Annotated in this window: 18 protein-coding genes; 7 read left to right on the top strand and 11 right to left on the bottom strand. The window is 70.4% G+C overall.

Annotated elements, in window-relative coordinates:
- Positions 1-74: 74 nt before the first annotated feature.
- Complete coding sequence (locus DI573_RS02650) at positions 75-1,529, bottom strand: GuaB1 family IMP dehydrogenase-related protein (RefSeq protein ID WP_292810348.1); 1,455 nt, start codon at positions 1,527-1,529, stop codon at positions 75-77.
- A 149-nt stretch (positions 1,530-1,678) separates the two neighbouring features.
- On the opposite strand from DI573_RS02650, the gene DI573_RS02645 reads away from it, so the two are divergent.
- On the top strand, positions 1,679-5,485 hold the full coding sequence (locus DI573_RS02645) for a multifunctional oxoglutarate decarboxylase/oxoglutarate dehydrogenase thiamine pyrophosphate-binding subunit/dihydrolipoyllysine-residue succinyltransferase subunit (RefSeq protein ID WP_292810346.1): 3,807 nt from the start codon (positions 1,679-1,681) through the stop codon (positions 5,483-5,485).
- A gap of 23 nt (positions 5,486-5,508) precedes the next feature.
- On the opposite strand, the gene DI573_RS02640 is transcribed toward DI573_RS02645, so the two are convergent.
- Genes DI573_RS02640 through DI573_RS02625 form a run of 4 tightly spaced genes read right to left on the bottom strand, consistent with a single transcriptional unit; the run spans position 5,509 to position 8,389 of the window.
- Positions 5,509-6,174 (bottom strand): SDR family oxidoreductase, encoded by a 666-nt coding sequence (locus DI573_RS02640; RefSeq protein WP_292810344.1) that lies wholly within the window; start codon positions 6,172-6,174, stop codon positions 5,509-5,511.
- 1 nt (position 6,175) lies between these two features.
- On the bottom strand, positions 6,176-7,480 hold the full coding sequence (locus DI573_RS02635; RefSeq protein WP_292810342.1) for a GNAT family N-acetyltransferase: 1,305 nt from the start codon (positions 7,478-7,480) through the stop codon (positions 6,176-6,178).
- 49 nt (positions 7,481-7,529) lie between these two features.
- Positions 7,530-7,775 carry a zf-HC2 domain-containing protein gene (locus DI573_RS02630; RefSeq protein WP_292810340.1) on the bottom strand — a complete coding sequence of 82 codons (246 nt, stop codon included), beginning with the start codon at positions 7,773-7,775 and terminating at the stop codon, positions 7,530-7,532.
- Entirely contained in the window at positions 7,772-8,389 is a 618-nt protein-coding gene (locus DI573_RS02625; protein ID WP_292810439.1) for a sigma-70 family RNA polymerase sigma factor, read from the bottom strand. The genes DI573_RS02630 and DI573_RS02625 overlap by 4 nt, the downstream gene beginning before the upstream one ends.
- A gap of 95 nt (positions 8,390-8,484) precedes the next feature.
- Between DI573_RS02625 and aroA the strand changes: the two genes are divergently transcribed.
- The 3 genes from aroA to bcp are packed head-to-tail and all read left to right on the top strand — an operon-like array spanning position 8,485 to position 11,426.
- Positions 8,485-9,846, top strand: coding sequence for a 3-phosphoshikimate 1-carboxyvinyltransferase (gene aroA, locus DI573_RS02620; RefSeq protein WP_292810337.1), 1,362 nt, complete (start codon positions 8,485-8,487; stop codon positions 9,844-9,846).
- 17 nt (positions 9,847-9,863) lie between these two features.
- Entirely contained in the window at positions 9,864-10,940 is a 1,077-nt protein-coding gene (gene rsgA, locus DI573_RS02615) for a ribosome small subunit-dependent GTPase A (RefSeq protein WP_292810335.1), read from the top strand.
- A 9-nt stretch (positions 10,941-10,949) separates the two neighbouring features.
- Complete coding sequence (gene bcp / locus DI573_RS02610; protein ID WP_292810333.1) at positions 10,950-11,426, top strand: thioredoxin-dependent thiol peroxidase; 477 nt, start codon at positions 10,950-10,952, stop codon at positions 11,424-11,426.
- 6 nt (positions 11,427-11,432) lie between these two features.
- Here the strand turns inward: bcp and DI573_RS02605 are convergent, their stop codons facing one another.
- Entirely contained in the window at positions 11,433-11,837 is a 405-nt protein-coding gene (locus DI573_RS02605; RefSeq protein WP_292810331.1) for a histidine kinase, read from the bottom strand.
- Between the two features lie 260 nt (positions 11,838-12,097).
- Between DI573_RS02605 and DI573_RS02600 the strand changes: the two genes are divergently transcribed.
- Positions 12,098-12,346 carry a WhiB family transcriptional regulator gene (locus tag DI573_RS02600; protein WP_036295594.1) on the top strand — a complete coding sequence of 83 codons (249 nt, stop codon included), beginning with the start codon at positions 12,098-12,100 and terminating at the stop codon, positions 12,344-12,346.
- 30 nt (positions 12,347-12,376) lie between these two features.
- Here DI573_RS02600 and DI573_RS02595 read toward each other — a convergent pair whose 3' ends face one another.
- The 3 genes from DI573_RS02595 to DI573_RS02585 are packed head-to-tail and all read right to left on the bottom strand — an operon-like array spanning position 12,377 to position 15,795.
- Positions 12,377-13,870: a PAS domain-containing sensor histidine kinase gene (locus DI573_RS02595; protein ID WP_292810325.1), complete on the bottom strand. Its 1,494-nt coding sequence runs from the start codon at positions 13,868-13,870 to the stop codon at positions 12,377-12,379.
- A 9-nt stretch (positions 13,871-13,879) separates the two neighbouring features.
- The gene (locus tag DI573_RS02590; protein ID WP_292810323.1) at positions 13,880-15,172 is read right to left on the bottom strand and encodes a P-loop NTPase; all 1,293 of its coding nucleotides are present in this window, start codon (positions 15,170-15,172) and stop codon (positions 13,880-13,882) included.
- Entirely contained in the window at positions 15,169-15,795 is a 627-nt protein-coding gene (locus tag DI573_RS02585) for an SAF domain-containing protein (protein WP_292810321.1), read from the bottom strand. Before DI573_RS02585 ends, DI573_RS02590 begins: the two co-directional genes overlap by 4 nt.
- 136 nt (positions 15,796-15,931) lie before the next feature.
- On the opposite strand from DI573_RS02585, the gene DI573_RS02580 reads away from it, so the two are divergent.
- Positions 15,932-16,213, top strand: a complete 282-nt coding sequence (locus tag DI573_RS02580; protein WP_292810319.1) for a helix-turn-helix domain-containing protein — start codon at positions 15,932-15,934, stop codon at positions 16,211-16,213.
- 20 nt (positions 16,214-16,233) lie between these two features.
- Here DI573_RS02580 and DI573_RS02575 read toward each other — a convergent pair whose 3' ends face one another.
- Entirely contained in the window at positions 16,234-16,851 is a 618-nt protein-coding gene (locus DI573_RS02575) for a hypothetical protein (protein ID WP_292810317.1), read from the bottom strand.
- Between the two features lie 128 nt (positions 16,852-16,979).
- On the opposite strand from DI573_RS02575, the gene DI573_RS02570 reads away from it, so the two are divergent.
- Positions 16,980-17,426 (top strand): Rv3235 family protein, encoded by a 447-nt coding sequence (locus tag DI573_RS02570; RefSeq protein ID WP_292810315.1) that lies wholly within the window; start codon positions 16,980-16,982, stop codon positions 17,424-17,426.
- Positions 17,427-17,444: 18 nt separating this feature from the next.
- Here DI573_RS02570 and DI573_RS02565 read toward each other — a convergent pair whose 3' ends face one another.
- The gene (locus tag DI573_RS02565; RefSeq protein ID WP_292810313.1) at positions 17,445-18,671 is read right to left on the bottom strand and encodes a pyridoxal phosphate-dependent aminotransferase; all 1,227 of its coding nucleotides are present in this window, start codon (positions 18,669-18,671) and stop codon (positions 17,445-17,447) included.
- Positions 18,672-18,706: the final 35 nt, after the last annotated feature.

The following is an 18,706-nucleotide window of genomic DNA, read 5'->3' as shown; positions in this document are numbered from 1 at the left end:
CTGGGAGGGTCGTCCATTGTGCCGATCAGTCTAACGGCAGGACGCCCGCCGAAAACCGGGTGACGGCATCCCCGCTACCAGCTGACCGGCAGCGCCTTGCCCTCCTCGTACCCGGCGGCCGATTGCAGTCCCACGAGCGCACGGTCGTGGAACTCGGGCACCGACGCCGCACCCGCGTACGTGAAGGAGGACCGCACACCCGACGTGATCATGTCGAGCAGGTCCTCGAGGCCGGGACGCAGCGGGTCGAGATAGATCCGCGACGACGAGATCCCCTCCGCGAAGAGTTCTTTGCGGGCGAGTTCGTAGGGGTCGAGCCGCCCGAACCGCTCGTGCACGGCCTTGGTCGAGGCCATGCCCCACGACTCCTTGTAGGCGCGGCCTTCGGCGTCCACCAGGAGCTCGCCGGGTGCCTCGATCGTGCCCGCGAACCACGATCCCACCATCACGGATGCCGCCCCCGCCGCCAGCGCGAGCGCCACATCGCGCGGATACCGCACCCCGCCATCGGCCCACACGTGCGCGCCCATCACGCGCGCAGCCTCGGCGGTCTCGAGCACCGCGGAGAACTGGGGACGCCCCACCGCCGTCATCATGCGGGTCGTGCACATCGCGCCGGGACCGACGCCGACCTTCAGGATCGTCGCGCCCGCGACGACGAGATCGTGCACGCCCTCGGCGGTGACGATGTTGCCCGCGGCGATCGGAAGTCCGAGGTCGAGGGCCGCGACCTCGCGGAGCGCCCTCAGCATGCCCTCCTGATGCCCATGGGCGGTGTCGACGACGAGCACATCCACGCCCGCGGCCGCGAGCGCGCGCGCTTTGCCCGCGACGTCGCCGTTGATGCCGACCGCCGCCGCGACGGCGAGGCGGCCCGCGGCGTCCACGGCGGGTCGGTAGAGCGTCGAGCGCAGAGCGCTGCGGCGGCTGAGCGTGCCGACGAGGTGGCCGTGCTCGACGACCGCGACGAGATCGACGCCCGCCTCGACGATGAGATCGAACGCCGCGCGGGGGTCGGTGACGTCCTCGGCGTCGAGGGCCGGGGCGTCGGGTCGCGCGAGGTCGCCCAGTCGGGCGTCGGGCAGCGCGGTCGCGAGCCGTGCGGCCGGCACGATGCCGTTGATCGCGCCCGCTCGCACGCGGGGCCCGCCCTCCCCGACGACGATGCCGTGACCCGGGGTCGCCGGCAGCAGCCGCAGCGCGTCGGCGGCGGTCGCATCGGGGGGCAGCACGAGCGGCGTGTCCCAGGGCACGGGCTGCGACTTCACCCACCGGATGGCGGAGTCGAGCTCCTGCAGCGGGAGGTCCTGCGGCAGGACGCCCAGTCCGCCCCGCCGGGCCAGCGTCGCCGCGAGCCGCGCGCCCGTGACGGAGTTCATGTTGGACGACACGAGCGGGATCGTGGCCGGGGTGCCGTCCGCGGGCGCGAGGTCCACCTGCAGGCGGCTCGAGACATCGGATCGCCGCGGTACCAGGAACACATCGGAGTAGGTCAGATCGACCATCGGGCGTTCACCGGAGAAGTCCATTCCTTTAAGGTAACCCTTCCGCCCGGCCCCGCCAGGGCCGCGCGTGCCGGAACGGGGGCGCGGATTCTGGGATAGGTTGGTAGTCGTGCGCGGCAGGCACGAAAGCCACGCGCGAACCACACTTCATCGATGAAAGAGGGCGATCGAGCGTGTCGAGCCAGGTGGCGGGCGTCGGGACTTCGAACGAGGGAGAATTCGGGGCCAACGAGTGGCTCGTGGACGAACTCTACGAGCAGTTCACCGCGGATCGGAATTCAGTGGACAAGGCCTGGTGGCCGATCCTCGAGGCCTACCACCCCGTCGATGTGGAGAACGGCACGGATGCTGCAGCCGGCGCCGGCGAGCAGTCCGTGCCCACGGCGCCGAGGTCCGAGGCGGCACCGCCGTCGGCGACCGCCGCGAAGGCCGCACCCCCCGCCCCGGCTGACCCGGCGCCCGCGTCGAACTCCGCCGGATCGGAGCCGCACCCCGTGACCGCTCCCATCCCCGTGATGGGCGCGCAGCCCGTCGCCCGGACGACGGCCAAGCCCGCCGCGCGCCAGCCGATCCCCGCGCAGGCACCCGTCACGTCGGCGACGTCCTCCGAAGAGCCGCTCGAGGCCGACAAGGTCACCCCGCTCCGCGGGATGCCGAAGGCGCTCGCGGCCAACATGGACGAGTCGCTGACCGTGCCGACCGCGACGAGCGTGCGCACGATCCCGGCAAAGCTGATGATCGACAACCGGATCGTCATCAACAACCACATGTCGCGCACGCGTGGCGGCAAGATCAGCTTCACCCACCTGATCGGCTGGGCGATCATCCAGGCACTCAAAGAGTTCCCGAGCCAGAACGTCTTCTTCGCCGAGGTCGACGGCAAGCCCGCCGTCGTGGCTCCGGCGCACATCAACCTCGGCATCGCGATCGATCTGCCCAAACCCGACGGCACGCGCGCGCTCATGGTTCCGAGCATCAAGCGCGCCGACACCATGGCGTTCGGCGAGTATCTCGCAGCCTACGAAGACCTGGTGAGCCGTGCGCGGGCGGGCAAGCTCGCGGCGACCGACTTCCAGGGCACGACGATCTCGCTCACCAACCCTGGCGGCATCGGCACGGTGCACTCCGTGCCGCGCCTGATGAAGGGCCAGGGCTGCATCGTGGGCGCCGGCGCCCTCGAGTATCCGGCCGAGTTCCAGGGCGCGAGCGACAAGACCCTCAACGAGCTCGCGATCGGCAAGACGATCACCCTGACGAGCACCTATGACCACCGCGTCATCCAGGGCGCGGGATCGGGCGAGTTCCTCAAGAAGGTGCACGAGCTGCTCATCGGGCAGCGCGGCTTCTACGACGACATCTTCGCGGCGCTCCGCATCCCGTACGCACCGATCCACTGGGCCGCCGACATCAACGTCGACGTCGCCGAGCGCATCGACAAGCAGGCGCGTGTGCAGGAGCTCATCAACTCCTACCGGGTTCGCGGGCACCTGATGGCCGACACCGACCCGCTCGAATACGTCCAGCGGACCCACCCCGACCTCGAGATCGAGGAGCACGGGCTGACGTTCTGGGACCTCGACCGGGAGTTCGTCACGGGCGGCTTCGGCGGCAAGCGCATGATGAAGCTGCGCGACATCCTGGGCGTGCTGCGGGACTCGTATTGCCGCACACTCGGCATCGAGTACATGCACATCCAGGACCCGGAGCAGCGCCGCTGGTTCCAGCAGAAGGTCGAGGTCAAATACACCAAACCCGGCCACGACGAGCAGCTGCGCATCCTCAGCAAGCTCAACGAGGCCGAGGCGTTCGAGACCTTCCTGCAGACCAAGTACGTCGGCCAGAAGCGCTTCAGCCTCGAGGGCGGCGAATCGCTCATCCCCCTCCTCGACGAGATCCTGCAGGGCGCGGCCGAGGCCCGCCTCGACGGCGCCGCGATCGGCATGGCGCACCGCGGTCGCCTGAACGTGCTGACGAACATCGCGGGCAAGACCTACGGTCAGGTGTTCCGCGAGTTCGAGGGCTCCGTCGCGCTCGGCAACAAGCGCGGCTCCGGCGATGTGAAATACCACCTCGGCACCGAGGGCACCTTCATCAGCGACGGCGGCGAGGAGCTGCCGGTCTACCTGGCGGCCAACCCCTCGCACCTCGAGACGGTCGACGGCGTGCTCGAGGGCATCGTGCGGGCCAAACAGGACCGCAAGCCCATCGGCACCTTCTCGTGGCTGCCGATCCTCGTACACGGCGATGCGGCCTTCGCCGGCCAGGGGGTCGTGGTCGAGACCCTGCAGATGTCGCAGCTGCGCGGCTACCGCACGGGCGGCACGATCCACGTCGTGGTCAACAACCAGGTCGGCTTCACGACCCTCCCCCAGGACGCCCGATCCTCGGTGTACGCCACGGATGTCGCCAAGACCATCCAGGCGCCGATCTTCCACGTCAACGGCGATGACCCCGAGGCCGTCGTGCGCGTCGCCCAGCTCGCCTTCGAATACCGCGAGCGCTTCCACCGCGACGTCGTGATCGATCTCATCTGCTACCGCCGCCGCGGTCACAACGAGGGTGACGACCCCTCGATGACGCAGCCGCTGATGACCAACCTCATCGAGGCCAAACGCTCGGTCCGCCGCCTCTACACCGAGTCCCTCGTCGGTCGTGGCGACATCACCGAGGCCGAGTACGAGAAGGCCAAGCGCGACTTCCAGGATCGCCTCGAGGTCGCCTTCGCCGAGACCCACGCGGCCGAGACGGGGGCGCACGATGTCGTCTCGGACGCCGCCGCCGACGAGACGGGCGAGATCTCGTGGGGCGAACTCGAGACCACGGGGGTGTCGACCGATGTCGTGCACCTGATCGGCGACGCGTTCGTCAACAAGCCCGACGGTTTCACGGTGCATCCCAAGATCCAGCAGCTGCTCGACAAGCGCCTGGACATGAGCCGCAACGGCACCATCGACTGGGGTTTCGCCGAGCTGCTTGCTTTCGGCTCGGTGCTGCTTGAGGGAACGAACGTACGCCTGGCGGGGCAGGACTCCCGCCGTGGCACGTTCGTCCAGCGCCACTCGGTCATGCACGACCGCGCGAACGGGCAGGAGTGGATCCCGCTCGCCAACCTCAGCGAGCGTCAGGGCAAGTTCTGGGTCTACGACTCGCTGCTCAGCGAATACGCCGCCATGGCGTTCGAGTACGGGTACTCCGTCGAGCGGCCCGACGCCCTCGTGCTCTGGGAGGGACAGTTCGGCGACTTCGCCAACGGCGCCCAGTCGGTCATCGACGAGTTCATCTCGTCGGCCGATCAGAAGTGGGGTCAGCAATCCAGCGTCGCCCTGCTCCTCCCCCACGGCTACGAGGGCCAGGGGCCGGATCACTCCTCGGCACGCATCGAGCGCTACCTGCAGATGTGCGCGCAGGACAACATGATCGTCGCACGTCCCTCGACCCCCGCCTCCTACTTCCATCTGCTGCGCCGGCAGGCCTACGCACGGCCCCGCCGACCGCTGGTGGTCTTCACGCCCAAGGCGATGCTGCGCCTGCGCGGCGCGACCAGCCCGGTCGAGGACTTCACGAGCGGCCGTTTCGAGTCGGTGCTCGACGATGACCGGGGGCTCGATGCCTCGGCCGTCACCAAGGTGCTGCTGCACGCGGGAAAGATCCACTGGGATCTGCGCTCCGAACTCGACAAGCGCCCCGACCCGTCGATCGCGCTCGTGCGTCTCGAGCAGTACTACCCGGCGCCGATCGACGAGCTCAATGCCGTCATCGACCGTTACCCGAACGCGCAGCTGTACTGGGTGCAGGACGAGCCCGAGAACCAGGGCGCGTGGCCGTTCATCGCCCTCGAGGTCGTCAAGCACCTGCACGGTCGCACGATCCGCCGCATCTCCCGTGCCGCCGCGGCGTCGCCCGCGACCGGCTCGCCGAAGGTGCACGCGATCGAGCACGCCGAGCTCATGAAGAAGGCTCTCGCGCCGGCCGCCGGCTGATCGCCGAGGAACGCCGACACCTCTCAGAACCGCGCGGAGAATCCACCGTCGGCGTGGAGAAGCTGGCCGCTGATCCAGCGACCCTCGTCGGAGAGCAGGACGGACGTGATGCCGGCGATGTCCGGGGGCGTTCCGGCTCTTCCGAGCGGCTGATACGCCAGCAGTGTCGCCCGTGTCTCATCGTCCATCCACCCCGTGTCGACCGGACCCGGATTGACCACGTTGGCCGAGATCAGTCGCGGCCCGAGTTCGCGGGCCGCCGAGATGACGATCCGGTCGAGGGCGCCCTTGGATGCACCGTAGGGAAGGTTGCCGGTCGTGTGGTCGCTCGTGAATGCGACGATCGCCCCGCCGGACGCATCGACCTGGCGAGCGAACGCCGCGATCAGAAGGAGCGTCGCGCGCGCATTCACGGCAAGGTGCTCATCGAAGCTCTCGGCCGTTGTATCGAGGATGCCGGACTCGACGCCGTGGGCGTGGCTCAGCACCAGCGCGGACAGCGGACCCCGTTCGCGTGCGATCCGCTCGATGAGGGTGGTGGGCGCCGCGATATCGGACAGGTCGCACGGGTAGTCGCCGGTATCGCGGTCGCTGGTGATCACATCCCATCCGTCCGCGGCGAGCCGGGGAACGATGGCTGCGGCGATGCTGTCCGCGCGCGCCGTACCGGTCACGAGTGCGACGGGCATGTCAGTACCAGATGCCGAGTCGGGGAGCCGTGGGCGCCGTGAACGCCCGATCCAGCGCGGCGATGGCGTCGGAGTCGCCGCGCACGAGACCGGCTCCCCGCAGCGTCGAGAAGCGCACGCCGCCGAGGTAGCCGGCGGCGAGCGCCGCGGCTGAGAGCTGCACCTGTGCCGACGTACCCGTTCGGTCGATGAGGGCGCGACGATCGTCCCCGATCTGCAGGCTCCAGCATCCCGTCGCAAAGCCCTGCGGATCGGCGACCTCGATCGTGACGTCCGCGACGGCGGAGTATTCGCGCGCTCGGAGGGCGGCGGGCACATCGAGGATGCGCAGCCAGCCGTGGTCGCGCACCGTCGAGACGAGGCCACGCTCATCGCGGAGCATCCATGGCAGGGGCTCTTCGATCGACCGCAGCCGCGCGTGAACCCGATGCACCAGGTCATGCTCGATCACGAAGCGCCACAGTGCCGCATAGGCGTCGGGGCCGTCCGCGAAGAGTGCGCGCACATCCAGCGTGTGCCGCGCGAAGTCCGTCTCGTCCTCGGTGATCCGGTAGACGAGCAGCCCGGTGCGCTCCCCCTGCGGACTCGTGTAGGCCACCGCGCGGGTGCGGCCGGGATGCTCCGAGCCGCGAGCCACGGCCGCGAACTGGCGCCAGCGCCCCAGCCACCCATCGACCTCGCCCGGTCGATTCACTCTCACCCGATCGTGGAGCGCGCCGAGCAGAGCCACGGCCTCAGACCGATCGACGTGGTCGAGGGTGCCCGGCGCATCCGGCCCCGCCCAGCCGGCGCGGCGTGTATCGATCACCCAGTCGGCGGTGCGCACAGCGGGAGCGAACCCGAACCGACCGTAGATCGTAGCCTCGGACACGGTGAGGCCCGCGATCGCGAGGCCGGCATCGCGACCCGCGCGCAGTTCGCCCTGGAGCATCGCCCGGGCGATGCCGCGACGGCGACGCGTCGGCGACACAGTCACGCCGCTGATCGCCCAGAACGGGACGGTGCGCTCGCCCGGGACGCTCAGCTCCCCCGTCCACGAGTTGACCGTGCCCACGGGCGCGGAGCCCGCGTCGGCCCCGGCGTCGTACACGCCCACCCACCGCCGGTACGCGAGCTGCTCGCGGAACTCGGCCACCTCGTCATCCGACTGCTCGCCGCCGAGGAATCCGCGACTCTCCGCCTGGATGTACGCACGAGCCGCATCGTCGTCCGCGGGATCGACGACCGCATAGCGGAAGCCGGAGGCGGCGAGCGCCTGCCGTGACGTGGAATCGAGCGGAACGGTGCGGGCGTCGGTGCGTGCCATGTATCGAGGCTAACGGTGCCGGGCTCGGGCATCCGGCCCGCCGTCGGCGTCAGGTGTGAGAGGCCTGCGCGACGCGCAGTCGGGCGAGGACCTGATCGCGCAGCTCTTCGGGAGCCGTCTCACGGCAGGCGCGCGCGACGACGTCGGTCAGGGTCTTCGCCACAAGAGCCTCGTCACTGCACTCGGGGCAGTGCGCAAGGTGCTCGGTGATGTCCTGGTGCTCGGTCTTGCACACTTCGTTGCGGAGGTACTCTTCGAGGTCGCGCCGCGCCTTCTCACAGCCGCAATCGGTCATTTTGTGCTCCTGGGGGTTGCGGGAACGATGCCCCGCTCTTTTGCGTAGTCGGCAAGCAGGTCGCGCAGCAGCCGCCGGCCGCGGTGCAGGCGGCTCATGACCGTGCCGATGGGGGTTTTCATGATGTCCGCGATCTCCTGATAGGCGAAGCCTTCGACGTCTGCGAGGTACACCGCCAGCCGGAAATCCTCGGGGATGGCCTGCAGTGCGTCTTTGACGGCGGACGCCGGCATGTGATCGATCGCTTCGGCCTCGGCGGAGCGGCTGCTGGTCGCCGTCGTCGATTCCGCTCCGCCCAGCTGCCAGTCCTCGAGGTCGTCGATCGTTCCCTGGTAGGGCTCGCGCTGCTTCTTGCGGTACGTGTTGATGTAGCTGTTGGTGAGGATGCGGTAGAGCCACGCCTTCAGGTTGGTGCCCTGCTGGAAGGTGGCCCACGACGAGAAGGCCTTCACGAAGGTCTCCTGCACGAGGTCGGCCGCATCGGCCGGGTTGCGCGTCATGCGCATCGCAGCCCCGTAGAGCTGATCCATGAAGGGCAGCGCCTGCGCCTCGAACTGATCGCGCGCGGTGCCGGGGTGCGCGAGCACCTCGTCGGGCTCAGGCTGGTCGTCCATGACGACCCAGTCTAGGCGCGCGGTTGCGTTGGCCCGCGGCCTCTCCAGCGTCAGGTTCATCGTGTCCTCTCGGGGGCTCGATAAGGTAGAACCCGATGACCCAGCACGGCTATTCCCCGCTCGCAGACGAGACGCGGGCCGGCGCGCCCACGCGGGATGCCGCGCAGCCCACCGCATGGACCGCGCCGACCGCATCGGGCCCGCTGCACGCCACCCTCACCCTCCCCGGATCGAAATCGCTCACCGGCCGCGAGCTCGTGCTCGCGGCGCTCGCCGAGGGACCGGGGCGTCTGATCGCCCCGCTGCACTCGCAGGACTCCGCCCGCATGGTCGATGCGCTTCGCACCCTCGGCGTCCGGATCGACGCCGAGCCGGGCGCGGGGGGTTTCGGCGACGATCTGCTCATCACCCCGCCCGGGTCGTTCACCGGAGGCGGCGACATCGACTGCGGCCAGGCCGGCACGGTCATGCGCTTCGTCTCGCCCCTCGCGGGCCTCGCGCGAGGCGATGTGCACCTCACCGCCGACGCGAGCGCGCTGCACCGGCCCATGGGGGAGCTGATCCACGCCCTGCGCGACATCGGCGTCGACATCGACGACGGCGGACGGTGGTCGCTGCCCTTCACGGTTCGCGGTCACGGGCACATCCGCGGCGGAGAGGTGCGCATCGACGCGTCCCGATCCAGCCAGTTCGTGTCGGGGCTGCTGCTGGCGGCACCGCGCTTCGACGTCGGACTGCACCTCATCCACACCGGCAGCCGCCTGCCCAGCGTGCCCCACATCGACATGACGGTCGAGGCGCTCTCCCATCGCGGTGTCCACGTCGAGCGTCCGGCGCCCAACGAGTGGGTCGTCCCGGCCACCGCCCTGCGGGCCAAAGACATCGCCATCGAGCCCGACCTCTCCAACGCGGCGCCCTTCCTCGCCGCGGCCATGGTCGCGGGTGGCTCCGTCACGGTGACCGGATGGCCTGCGCACTCCACGCAGCCAGGCGCGATGCTCAACGATCTGCTGCACACCGCCGGCGCCCGGGTCTCGCGCCGCGGTGGCGCCCTGACGGTCACGGGACACGGCATCCGTGCCTTCGACATCGACCTCTCGGCCGCGGGAGAGCTCGCGCCCACGATCGTGGGACTCGCCGCCCTGGCCGACGGCGAGTGCACCATCACGGGCATCGGGCACATCCGCCTGCACGAGACCGACCGCATCCGGGCGCTCGTCGACGGCATCAACGCGCTCGGTGGCGACGCCGCGGAGCTGCCCGATGGCATTCGCATCACGCCGCGCCCGCTGCACGGCGGTCTGTGGCGCTCGCACCACGATCACCGCATGGCGACGACCGGCGCCCTGCTCGGTCTTGCCGTTCCCGGCGTCGAGATCGACGATCTGAGCGTGACGGCGAAGACTCTTCCGCAGTTCGAACAGCTGTGGATGACGATGCTCGGCGGCACGGGCTGAGGGCGCGCGGCGATCCCATGGACCCGACCGAGAACTGGTGGGACGACGGCGAGACCGACGACGATCCCGAGTTCGACGAAGCCGACATCCGCGTCCGCCCCAATCCCAAAGCCAATCGCCCTCGCACGAAGCGCCGTCCGAGTCACCACGACGCCGTCGTCGGCAGGGTGCTGGGCGTCGACAGGGGCCGGTACGCGGTTCTGCTCGACGAAGACACCCCCGAGGAGCACGAGGTCATCGCCTCGCGAGCGAGGGAGCTGCGTCGGCAGCCGATCGTCACCGGCGACCGAGCCCGTGTCGTCGGCGACACGTCGGGCGAGGTGGGAACCCTGTCGCGGATCGTGGGCATCGAACCCCGCTCGACCCTGCTCCGCCGTTCCGCCGACGACACCGATCTTGTCGAGCGCGTCGTCGTGGCCAACGCCGACCAGATGCTCATCGTGGTCGCCGCGGCCGACCCCGAACCCCGCCCCCGGCTCGTCGACCGCTACCTGATCGCGGCGCTGGATGCCGGCATCCGGCCTCTGCTCGTGATCACCAAGACCGACCTGGCCTCTCCCGCGCAGTTCCTCACGCACTTCGAAGGGCTCGACCTCGTGGTCTTCGAGAGCGCGCGCGGGGAGATGCCGTTGGAGAGCATCGGTGCGAGTCTCGTCGGCCACTCGACGGTTTTTGTCGGGCATTCGGGGGTGGGAAAGTCCACGCTCGTGAACGCCCTCGTCCCGACGGCGCTGCGGGCGACGGGCCACGTCAACGAGGTGACGGGCAGGGGTCGACACACCTCGTCCTCGACGGTGTCGCTGCGTTATTCCAGCGCCGACGGCTCCGGATGGGTGATCGACACGCCCGGCGTGCGCTCGTTCGGCCTCGGCCACATCGATCCCGCGAACGTCCTCCGCGCGTACACCGACCTCGACCGCATCGCAGAGCGCTGCCCGCGCGGGTGCACGCATCTTCCCGACGCCCCCGACTGCGCGATCATCGAAGCCGTGGCCGACGGGGAGCTCGGCCCGACGGGTCCCGCCCGGCTGGATTCGCTGCAGCGGCTGCTGGCGACGTTCGCGCGCATCCACAGCGGCACCGATGCGTCCTAGTCTGAAGGGGTGACTTCCGTGCGCCTCGAACCCGGTTCCCCCGCCCCCGACTTCCGTCTGCACGATCAGGACGGCGAAGAGGTCTCCCTCGCCGATCTCCGCGGCTCACGCGTGATCCTGTACTTCTACCCGGCGGCGATGACCCCCGGCTGCACCACGCAGGCCTGCGACTTCCGCGACAGCCTCGCATCGCTGCAGGGCGGCGGATACACGGTGCTCGGCGTCTCGCGGGACGACCCGGCGAAGCTCCGCGAGTTCCGCGAGCGCGACGGGCTGACCTTCGATCTGCTGAGCGACCCCGATCGCGCCGCTCACGACGCGTACGGCGCGTGGGGCGAGAAGGTCAACTACGGCAAGACCGTCGAGGGCGTCCTGCGGTCCACCTTCGTGATCGATGAGCAGGGCTCCATCGTGCACGCCCTCTACAACGTCAAGGCGACGGGGCATGTCGCGCGTCTGCGCGGCATGCTCGGCCTCGACGGCTGACGCGGCTCAGTCGCCCTCGGCCGGCGCATCGGATCCGGCACGACGTGCCGACCGCCGCGCGGCACTGATCACGAGCAGCAGCACGATCAGCGCGGGAGCCGCGATCAGCGCCGCCTGCGCCGGGTGGGCGTACGCGCCCGTCGCGGCGCCGAGCGCGACGGCGAGGATGAGCAGCTGGGCGACGATCGCTCCCGAACGCCCCCACCCCTGATCGCGCAGGATCGCGACGCCGAACGCGACGAGGGCGATGGCCGCCGCCGCCGTGAGCACGACGAGCGCGGTCGCAGTGCCGACATCCATCACCTCGGCACCGAAGAACGACGCGCCCATCCAGAGCGCGATACCGCCCAGCACCAGGCCCTCGAGAGCGACGGATGCTGCCGCCGCGATGGTCACGGGATCGCTGCGCATTCGACGGCCTCTCTCTGCGGGACGCACCCGAAGTTGTTCGGATCCTCCAGGGCTGAGAGCGAACGCTCAGCAATGTGCACAGGAAACACCCGGACGAACCCTTGATCAGTCCGGGGACGTGTGGGACGATGGGACAAGCCATGTGCTCCCACAGCGCCGTGGGGCGAGCTTCCTGCTCGCACCTCACCAGGGTACCGGACCCGAAACCGAACTCTGAGCACTCGCTCATCCCCCACCCCTCGCAACAAGGAGCTATCTGCATGGACTGGCGCGATAAGGCCGCATGCCTCACCGTCGACCCCGAGCTGTTCTTCCCGGTCGGAAACACCGGGCCGGCGGTCGACCAGATCGAGAAGGCGAAGGCCGTCTGCGCCCGCTGCACCGTGACCGAGATCTGTCTGCAGTACGCGCTCGAGTCGGGGCAGGACTCCGGCGTCTGGGGCGGCCTCTCCGAAGACGAGCGTCGCGCCCTCAAGCGCCGCGCCGCCCGCGCCCGCCGAGCCAGCTGAGCCCGACCGCCGAGGATCGCCCGCGCCGGATCAGGTCCTGGCGCGGTCGATCCACCGCAGCGGGATGTCGATCGTGACTTCCGTGCCGCTGCCCATGATCGTGTGCCAGTCGATCGTCCCTCCCAGCTCACCCTGGATGAGGGTGCGGACGATCTGCGTGCCCAGGCCGCGGCCGACCTGACCCTCGGGAAGGCCCACCCCGCTGTCGCGCACACTCACCTTGAGCCGCGACGTGGTGCGCTTGGCCTCGATCTCGACGGTTCCCTCGCGTCCCGCGAGGCCGTGCTCGACGGCGTTGGTCACGAGCTCGGTGAGGGCGAGGGCGAGCGGCGTCGCGTACTCGCTGGGCAGCTCGCCGAAGGTTCCGCTCGATCGGGTCTGCGCGCGCGTTCCCGCGCCCGCCGCGACCTCGGCGACGAGCTTGAGCACCCGATCGAAGACCTCGTCGAAGTCCACAGCCTGCGTGAGCCCCTCCGAGAGGGTGTCGTGCACGACCGCGATCGCCGACACCCGCCGCATCGCCTGGGTGAGGGCATCGCGCGCCTCGTCGGAGTGCGTGCGCCGCGCCTGGATGCGCAGCAGTGAGGCGACGGTCTGCAGGTTGTTCTTGACGCGGTGATGGATCTCGCGGATCGTCGCGTCCTTGGTGATCAGCTCCTGCTCCTGGTGGCGGATCTCGGTCACGTCGCGGCAGAGGACGATCGCGCCCGTGCGCTCGCCGTGATGGCGAAGCGGAATCGCACGCAGAGAGACGGCGACCCCGCGCGCCTCGATGTCCGAACGCCACGGCGCGCGGCCGGTCACGACGAGCGGCAGCGACTCGTCGATCTGCTCCTGGGCGGGAAGGATGCGGGTGGTCACCTCGCTGAGGGATTCGCCCTCGAGCTCGTCGTCGAAGCCGAGCCGCCCCCAGGCGGAGAGCGCATTGGGGCTCGCGAAGGTCGTGATGCCGTCGACGTCCAAACGGATCAGACCGTCCGACGCGCGCGGCGCCCCGCGGCGCGGGCCCGTCGGGGCCGACAGATCCGGGAACTCACCCCAGGCGACCATGCCGAACAGGTCATCGGCGCAGTCGTTGAAGGTGATCTGCTGTCGGCTGGGCGTGCGCGCCTCGCCGAGATTGGTGTGCCGGGTGAGGACGCCGACGACGCGTGCGGGTGCTCCATCCCGCGCGGGCACGCTGATCACGGGGACCGCCCGCACACGTGTGGGGGTCTCCTCGAACCAGTCGGGCGACGCGGAGTCCACGATCCGCGCGGAGTCGAACGCCTCGCGCACCTGTGTTCGCCATTGCGGCCGCACCCGGTCGCCCACGATGTCCCGATAGAACAGCGTCGCAGCGCCCGAGGGGCGCGTATGCGCGACGGCGACGAACGAGTCGTCGGGGGTCGGCACCCAGAGCACGATGTCGGCGAAGGCGAGGTCTGCCAGCAGCTGGCCGTCGCCCGCCAGGCGGTGCAGCCACTCCACGTCCGCTTCGGTCGCGCGGCCCTGGGCGTAGACGATTTCGCTGAGGGTCGACACCCCCCCAGCCTAGGCGCTGAGCCTGTCGGTCCCCGCCCGCCGGCGTGTACGCTTCGTCGCCCGCGACCCCGCGGGCACGAGCTCGCCTCCGACCGCGGGCTGGACCCCTTCCCCGACGAGTCGCCGCGCCGCGGCGACCAGCGGCGACCGGGGCGAGACCTCCGCGAGCGGACGCGCCTGGAGCACCGCAGCATCCGCGCTCCGGGGGTCCAGCGGAAGGAAGAACACGTCGTCGATGCCGGCGAACCGCTCGAGAGTGCGTCGGATCTGTCCGCGAGCGTCGAATCCGAGGGCGCCCGGGCGCAGTTTGTTGACAGCCACCACGACCCTCGTCGAGCCGATCGTCGCGCGCAGCTCCGCGTACCCGCGCAGAAACCGCGCCACGCCCACCGGATCGGCGGCGCAGACCGCGATCACGAGGTCGGCGGACGCCAGGGCGGCCGACGTCGCGCCGTTGCGGCGCGGCCCGTCGAGATCGCTCATGAGCTCCTCGTCGCGCTCGAGCGACGAAGACACGTCGACGACCACGGCGTCGACCCACTCGCGGCAGGCCTCCAGCGCCGCGCTGACGCGGTCTTCGGCGAGCTCAGGCCATCGACCCGTCCGATTGAGCCCGCAGAGCACATCGACGACCCCGCCGGCATGCGCGAGCGGGATGCTGATGCGGGTCAGCTCGCGTGCGTCGAGCGAGCCGAGCCCGGCCTGCCGGCACGCCGCCGCAAACCCCGGGCCCTCATCGGCGATCCCCAGGGAGAGCGCGAGGGAGGGCGCGTGCACGTCGGCGTCGATGAGGGCGCAGTGGCGGCCGCCGCGGGCCAGCTCGAAGGCGATGAGCGACGCGATCGTGGATCGCCCTGGCGCTCCCCCGGGCCCCCACACCGCGATGATGCGGCCCCGGCTCCCGAATGCCGCCGTCGCGCCCGGCACGGGATCGGCCCGCAGCGCGTCGATGACCGCCCACGCCTCCGCCGCGATCAGCGCGGGCTCCAGCCCGAAGGCCCCCGCCCACCTCTGCGCATCGGCGTCGTCGCAGACCGGCAGGATCCGCACCCCGCGACGATCGCACGCCGCGACGAGGTCAGCAGTGAGCGTGCGGCGGTCCGCGCGCAGCACCATGGCCGTCGCGCGCGCGAGCGCGTCACGGGTCCGATCGAGATCGGGAGCCGCGAGGAGATCGGATGCTGCCGCAGCGGGCGCGCCCGGATCCACCACGCCCACGATCTCGAGCCCTGCGCGAGAGAGCTCCGACGCGACGCGCGACGCCGCGGAGCCGCCCAGCGCGACGAGGATCCGCGCACTCATCCTGTCACCGCCGCCGGGACGAGCGAGATGGCCGCCCCGGCCGAGAGTGCCTCGAGGGTCGCGGCGACGTCGGCGCGCGGGATGACGATCTCGACATCCGTACCGCCGGATCCCATCATCGATCCCGACTCCCGCACGCGGGCGACCGTCGCGTCGGCCACGAGGATCGACGGTGTCCGCAGGATCCCGTCGGCGTCCGCGGAGGCGGCCCACAGCTCGACCGGAGCGCCCGGACCCATCCCGGAGGGCACCGGCGTGGCGCTGGAGACCACAACCGTCGTGACCTTCACCTCCTCCGCCGGCGCGAGGGCGCTGCGGGGCACCAGTTCGCCCTCGCGGATCGAGCGCGTCGCCACCGAGCCGGGCTGCAGCTGCTCGGCTCCGAAGTAGGCCTCCCCCGCCGCACCGAGAGCCGCATCGACGGCAGTCAGGTCCGCGGCCGTCACGGGGTCTCCGGGCATGAGGGTGCGCGATGCGGCGAACACCGGACTGGTCGTCGCGGCAGCATCCACCACGATCCAGACGCCGGCGACCGACAGCGCGATCAGCGCGATGCCGACGAAGAAACGCAGGTCAGCCCAGAAGACACGGCGGCGTGGTCGGGGTGGGTCCGTTGCGGTCATGGCGATCCTCTCCGGGCGGCGCGGCGGCCGTCCCCTGTCCGATCGCCCATCGTGGCCGATGCGGGCGGATCGGCGCGTCCCGTTATCCACAGGTCACGCGATCCGGGCGTCCGTGGCCGGGTCCATAATGGGGGTCATGTCCGATAGCTCCCCAGGCGGCGTGCGCTACCTCGCGCCGTCACAGGTGGCCGAGCTGTTGAGCATCGACGTCTCCGAGGTCATGGAGCTGGTGCACGAGGGTCGCCTGCGTGGCGCACGACTGGGCTCGCCGGCGAAGTGGCGCATCGAGGAGGACAGCCTGCGCGGGTACATCGACGACCAGGTCGAAGAAGCGCGACAGATGCACCTGTGGCAGCAGTCGCAGGCGGCCAGCTTTCCCGAGGTGTGGGGCGGCGGCGCGAGCTACCGGCCCGAGTGATCGTCCGACGCCGCAGCGCGTCACACCAGGGCGGGAGCCGCGTCCGCGTCGAGGTGGACGCAGGCGATCGCGGCGAACGGCACGATGCGCACCGCGGTGATCTCCCGCTGACGCCGGGGCGTGCCCGCGTCATGCACCGCCAGATCGAGATGATCGGCCGCCACGCGATCGATCGTGCCCGTCTGATGCCGACCCTGCGCGGACACCACACGCACGGGGAGACGGCGGCGAGCGACATCACGCAGGACGAAGCCGAAGGTGAGCCGCTCCGACAGGTGGGCACGCTCGTGCGGCCGTGGGCGCGCACTGCGCACGAGGGCGTGCGGGGCCACGGCCACCGACGCGATCGCCGCCAGCGGGGCGATGACCAGTCCGTGCACGGCGTCGTCGGCGCGGATGGCGGTGAAATCCGCCCCGACCGCCCGCAGCGAGCCGGTCAGCACGTCGCCGCACAGCACCTCCACGCCGACCCGATCGGCGGACCGCGGCGGTGATTCCACGAGCGCGCTCAGTCGGCTCCGCAGCGTCATTCTGGCGATCCGGACGCGTTCGGCTTCGCTGTCGAGGGCAGCACGTTCGGCCTCCCACTCGGAGGCGAGTTGATCCTCGAGGTCTTCGAAGAGCCGATCCCAGCGCACGCGCCGACCCTAGGACAGCCGGGCCGCGCTCCCGGCGAGTTATCCACACGTGCCCCCTTCCCGGGCTACTCCTAGGCTGCGTGTGGTCTACTGCCAACACAGCAAACGCTCGAGAGATGGGGGTCTCCATGAGCAGGTCCGCCGCCGACGGTGCTGGGGCGCCGCGTGCGCGCCGCAGCGCCTATCCGGGCGAGTCCGACGAGTACTTCTCGCGGCAGCGCACACCGACATCCGACCTGCCCGACCCTGACCCGCTCGTCACCAACCTCGCCCGTGGCGTGCTCGAAGTGCTTGCCGGCGTTCGGGAGGTCGACCAGCTCGCCCGATGGCTCTCCGAGGACGCCTTCCGCCGGCTCGTGACCCGAAGCAACCTCGCCACCCGCGCCCGCAGCGCACGGGGCGTCCCGGCCGTCAGGCCGCACCTCGCCGTGCTCTCCACCCGATCGATGAGCCCCGCCGACGGCGTGGTGGAGGCCGTCGTGATCATCTCCGCTCCGCACCGCACGCGCGCGATCGCCCTGCGGCTCGAGGGCACCGACGGGCGCTGGCGCGCGACGTCCCTGGCCGTGCTCTGACTCAGGGCCCGCGGGGCGCTACTGGCGATACGAAGACAGGAAGTTGCCCAGCCGCTCGACGGCATCCGCGAGCACGCGCGCCTCGGGCAGTGTCACGACACGCAGGTGATCCGGCGTGGGCCAGTTGAACCCGGTGCCCTGCACGAGCAGGACGTGCTCCTGCACCAGGAAGTCGTAGACGAGCTTGGCGTCGTCGCGGATCTCATGCACCTCGGGGTCCAGTCGCGGAAACGCGTAGAGCGCTCCCCGCGGGCGCACGCACGAGACGCCCGGGATGCTCTCCAGCCCCTCCCACGCGACATCGCGCTGCTCGTGCAGGCGTCCCGACGGCGCGATCAGCGCGTCGATCGACTGCACTCCGCTGAGGGCCGCCTGCACCGCGTGCTGCGCGGGGACGTTGGGGCACAGACGTGTCGAGGCCAGGAGGTTGATGCCCTCGAGGAATCCGGCCGCGTGCCGCTGCGGACCTGTGATGACCATCCAGCCCGAGCGGTAGCCCGCCACCCGATAGGTCTTCGAGAGCCCGTTGAAGGTCAGGCAGAGCAGGTCGGGAGCCACGCTCGCCATCGGGATGTGCGTCGCCTCGTCGAAGAGGATGCGGTCGTAGATCTCGTCGGCGAGGACCAGCAGCGAGTGCTCCCGGGCGATCTCGGCGATCCCCTCGAGCACGGCCCGCGAGTACACGGCACCGGTCGGATTGTTCGGGTTGATCACGACGATCGCCTTGGTGCGCGGAGTGACCTTGGCGCGGATGTCTTCGAGATCGGGCTGCCACTCGTTCTCCTCGTCGCACGTGTAGTGCACGGGAGTGCCCCCCGACAGGCTCGTCATGGCCGTCCAGAGCGGGTAGTCGGGCGCGGGGATCAACACCTCGTCGCCCTCGTCGAGCAGCGCCTGCATCGTCATCGTGATCAGTTCGGACACGCCGTTGCCGAGGAACACGTCGTCCGGATCGATGCGTGGAAAGCCCTCGACCTCTTCATAGCGGTACACGACGGCGCGACGCGCCGAGAGGATGCCGCGGCTCTCGCTGTACCCGTGCGCCGTGGGGATCGCGGCGATCATGTCGCGGACGATCTGGTAGGGCGCCTCGAACCCGAAGGTGGCGGGGTTGCCGGTGTTGAGCTTGAGCACCGTGTGCCCCTCGGCCTCGAGCCGGGCGGCCTCGACGAGGGCGTTGCCGCGGATCTCGTAGAGGACGTTCTTCAGCTTCGAGGACTGATCGAGGGGACGGAGGGTGCTCATCGGCCCAGGATATCCGCGGTGCGAGCAGGCCACCG

This window comes from Microbacterium sp., from assembly GCF_003248605.1.
Taxonomy (GTDB): Bacteria; Actinomycetota; Actinomycetes; order Actinomycetales; family Microbacteriaceae; genus Microbacterium.
The sequence above is the reverse complement of the archived record's forward strand: the minus strand, read 5'-3'. Positions and strand labels throughout refer to the sequence as shown.

What these genes read in the sequence shown, in the direction of transcription:
- DI573_RS02650 (WP_292810348.1), bottom strand. Translation starts at nt 1,529, where the DNA reads ATGGACTTCTCCGGTGAACGCCCGATGGTCGATCTGACCTACTCCGAT.
- DI573_RS02640 (WP_292810344.1), bottom strand. Translation starts at nt 6,174, where the DNA reads ATGCCCGTCGCACTCGTGACCGGTACGGCGCGCGCGGACAGCATCGCC.
- DI573_RS02635 (WP_292810342.1), bottom strand. Translation starts at nt 7,480, where the DNA reads ATGGCACGCACCGACGCCCGCACCGTTCCGCTCGATTCCACGTCACGG.
- DI573_RS02630 (WP_292810340.1), bottom strand. Translation starts at nt 7,775, where the DNA reads ATGACCGATTGCGGCTGTGAGAAGGCGCGGCGCGACCTCGAAGAGTAC.
- DI573_RS02625 (WP_292810439.1), bottom strand. Translation starts at nt 8,389, where the DNA reads ATGGACGACCAGCCTGAGCCCGACGAGGTGCTCGCGCACCCCGGCACC.
- aroA (WP_292810337.1), top strand. Translation starts at nt 8,485, where the DNA reads ATGACCCAGCACGGCTATTCCCCGCTCGCAGACGAGACGCGGGCCGGC.
- rsgA (WP_292810335.1), top strand. Translation starts at nt 9,864, where the DNA reads ATGGACCCGACCGAGAACTGGTGGGACGACGGCGAGACCGACGACGAT.
- DI573_RS02605 (WP_292810331.1), bottom strand. Translation starts at nt 11,837, where the DNA reads ATGCGCAGCGATCCCGTGACCATCGCGGCGGCAGCATCCGTCGCTCTC.
- DI573_RS02600 (WP_036295594.1), top strand. Translation starts at nt 12,098, where the DNA reads ATGGACTGGCGCGATAAGGCCGCATGCCTCACCGTCGACCCCGAGCTG.
- DI573_RS02590 (WP_292810323.1), bottom strand. Translation starts at nt 15,172, where the DNA reads ATGAGTGCGCGGATCCTCGTCGCGCTGGGCGGCTCCGCGGCGTCGCGC.
- DI573_RS02585 (WP_292810321.1), bottom strand. Translation starts at nt 15,795, where the DNA reads ATGACCGCAACGGACCCACCCCGACCACGCCGCCGTGTCTTCTGGGCT.
- DI573_RS02580 (WP_292810319.1), top strand. Translation starts at nt 15,932, where the DNA reads ATGTCCGATAGCTCCCCAGGCGGCGTGCGCTACCTCGCGCCGTCACAG.
- DI573_RS02570 (WP_292810315.1), top strand. Translation starts at nt 16,980, where the DNA reads ATGAGCAGGTCCGCCGCCGACGGTGCTGGGGCGCCGCGTGCGCGCCGC.
- DI573_RS02565 (WP_292810313.1), bottom strand. Translation starts at nt 18,671, where the DNA reads ATGAGCACCCTCCGTCCCCTCGATCAGTCCTCGAAGCTGAAGAACGTC.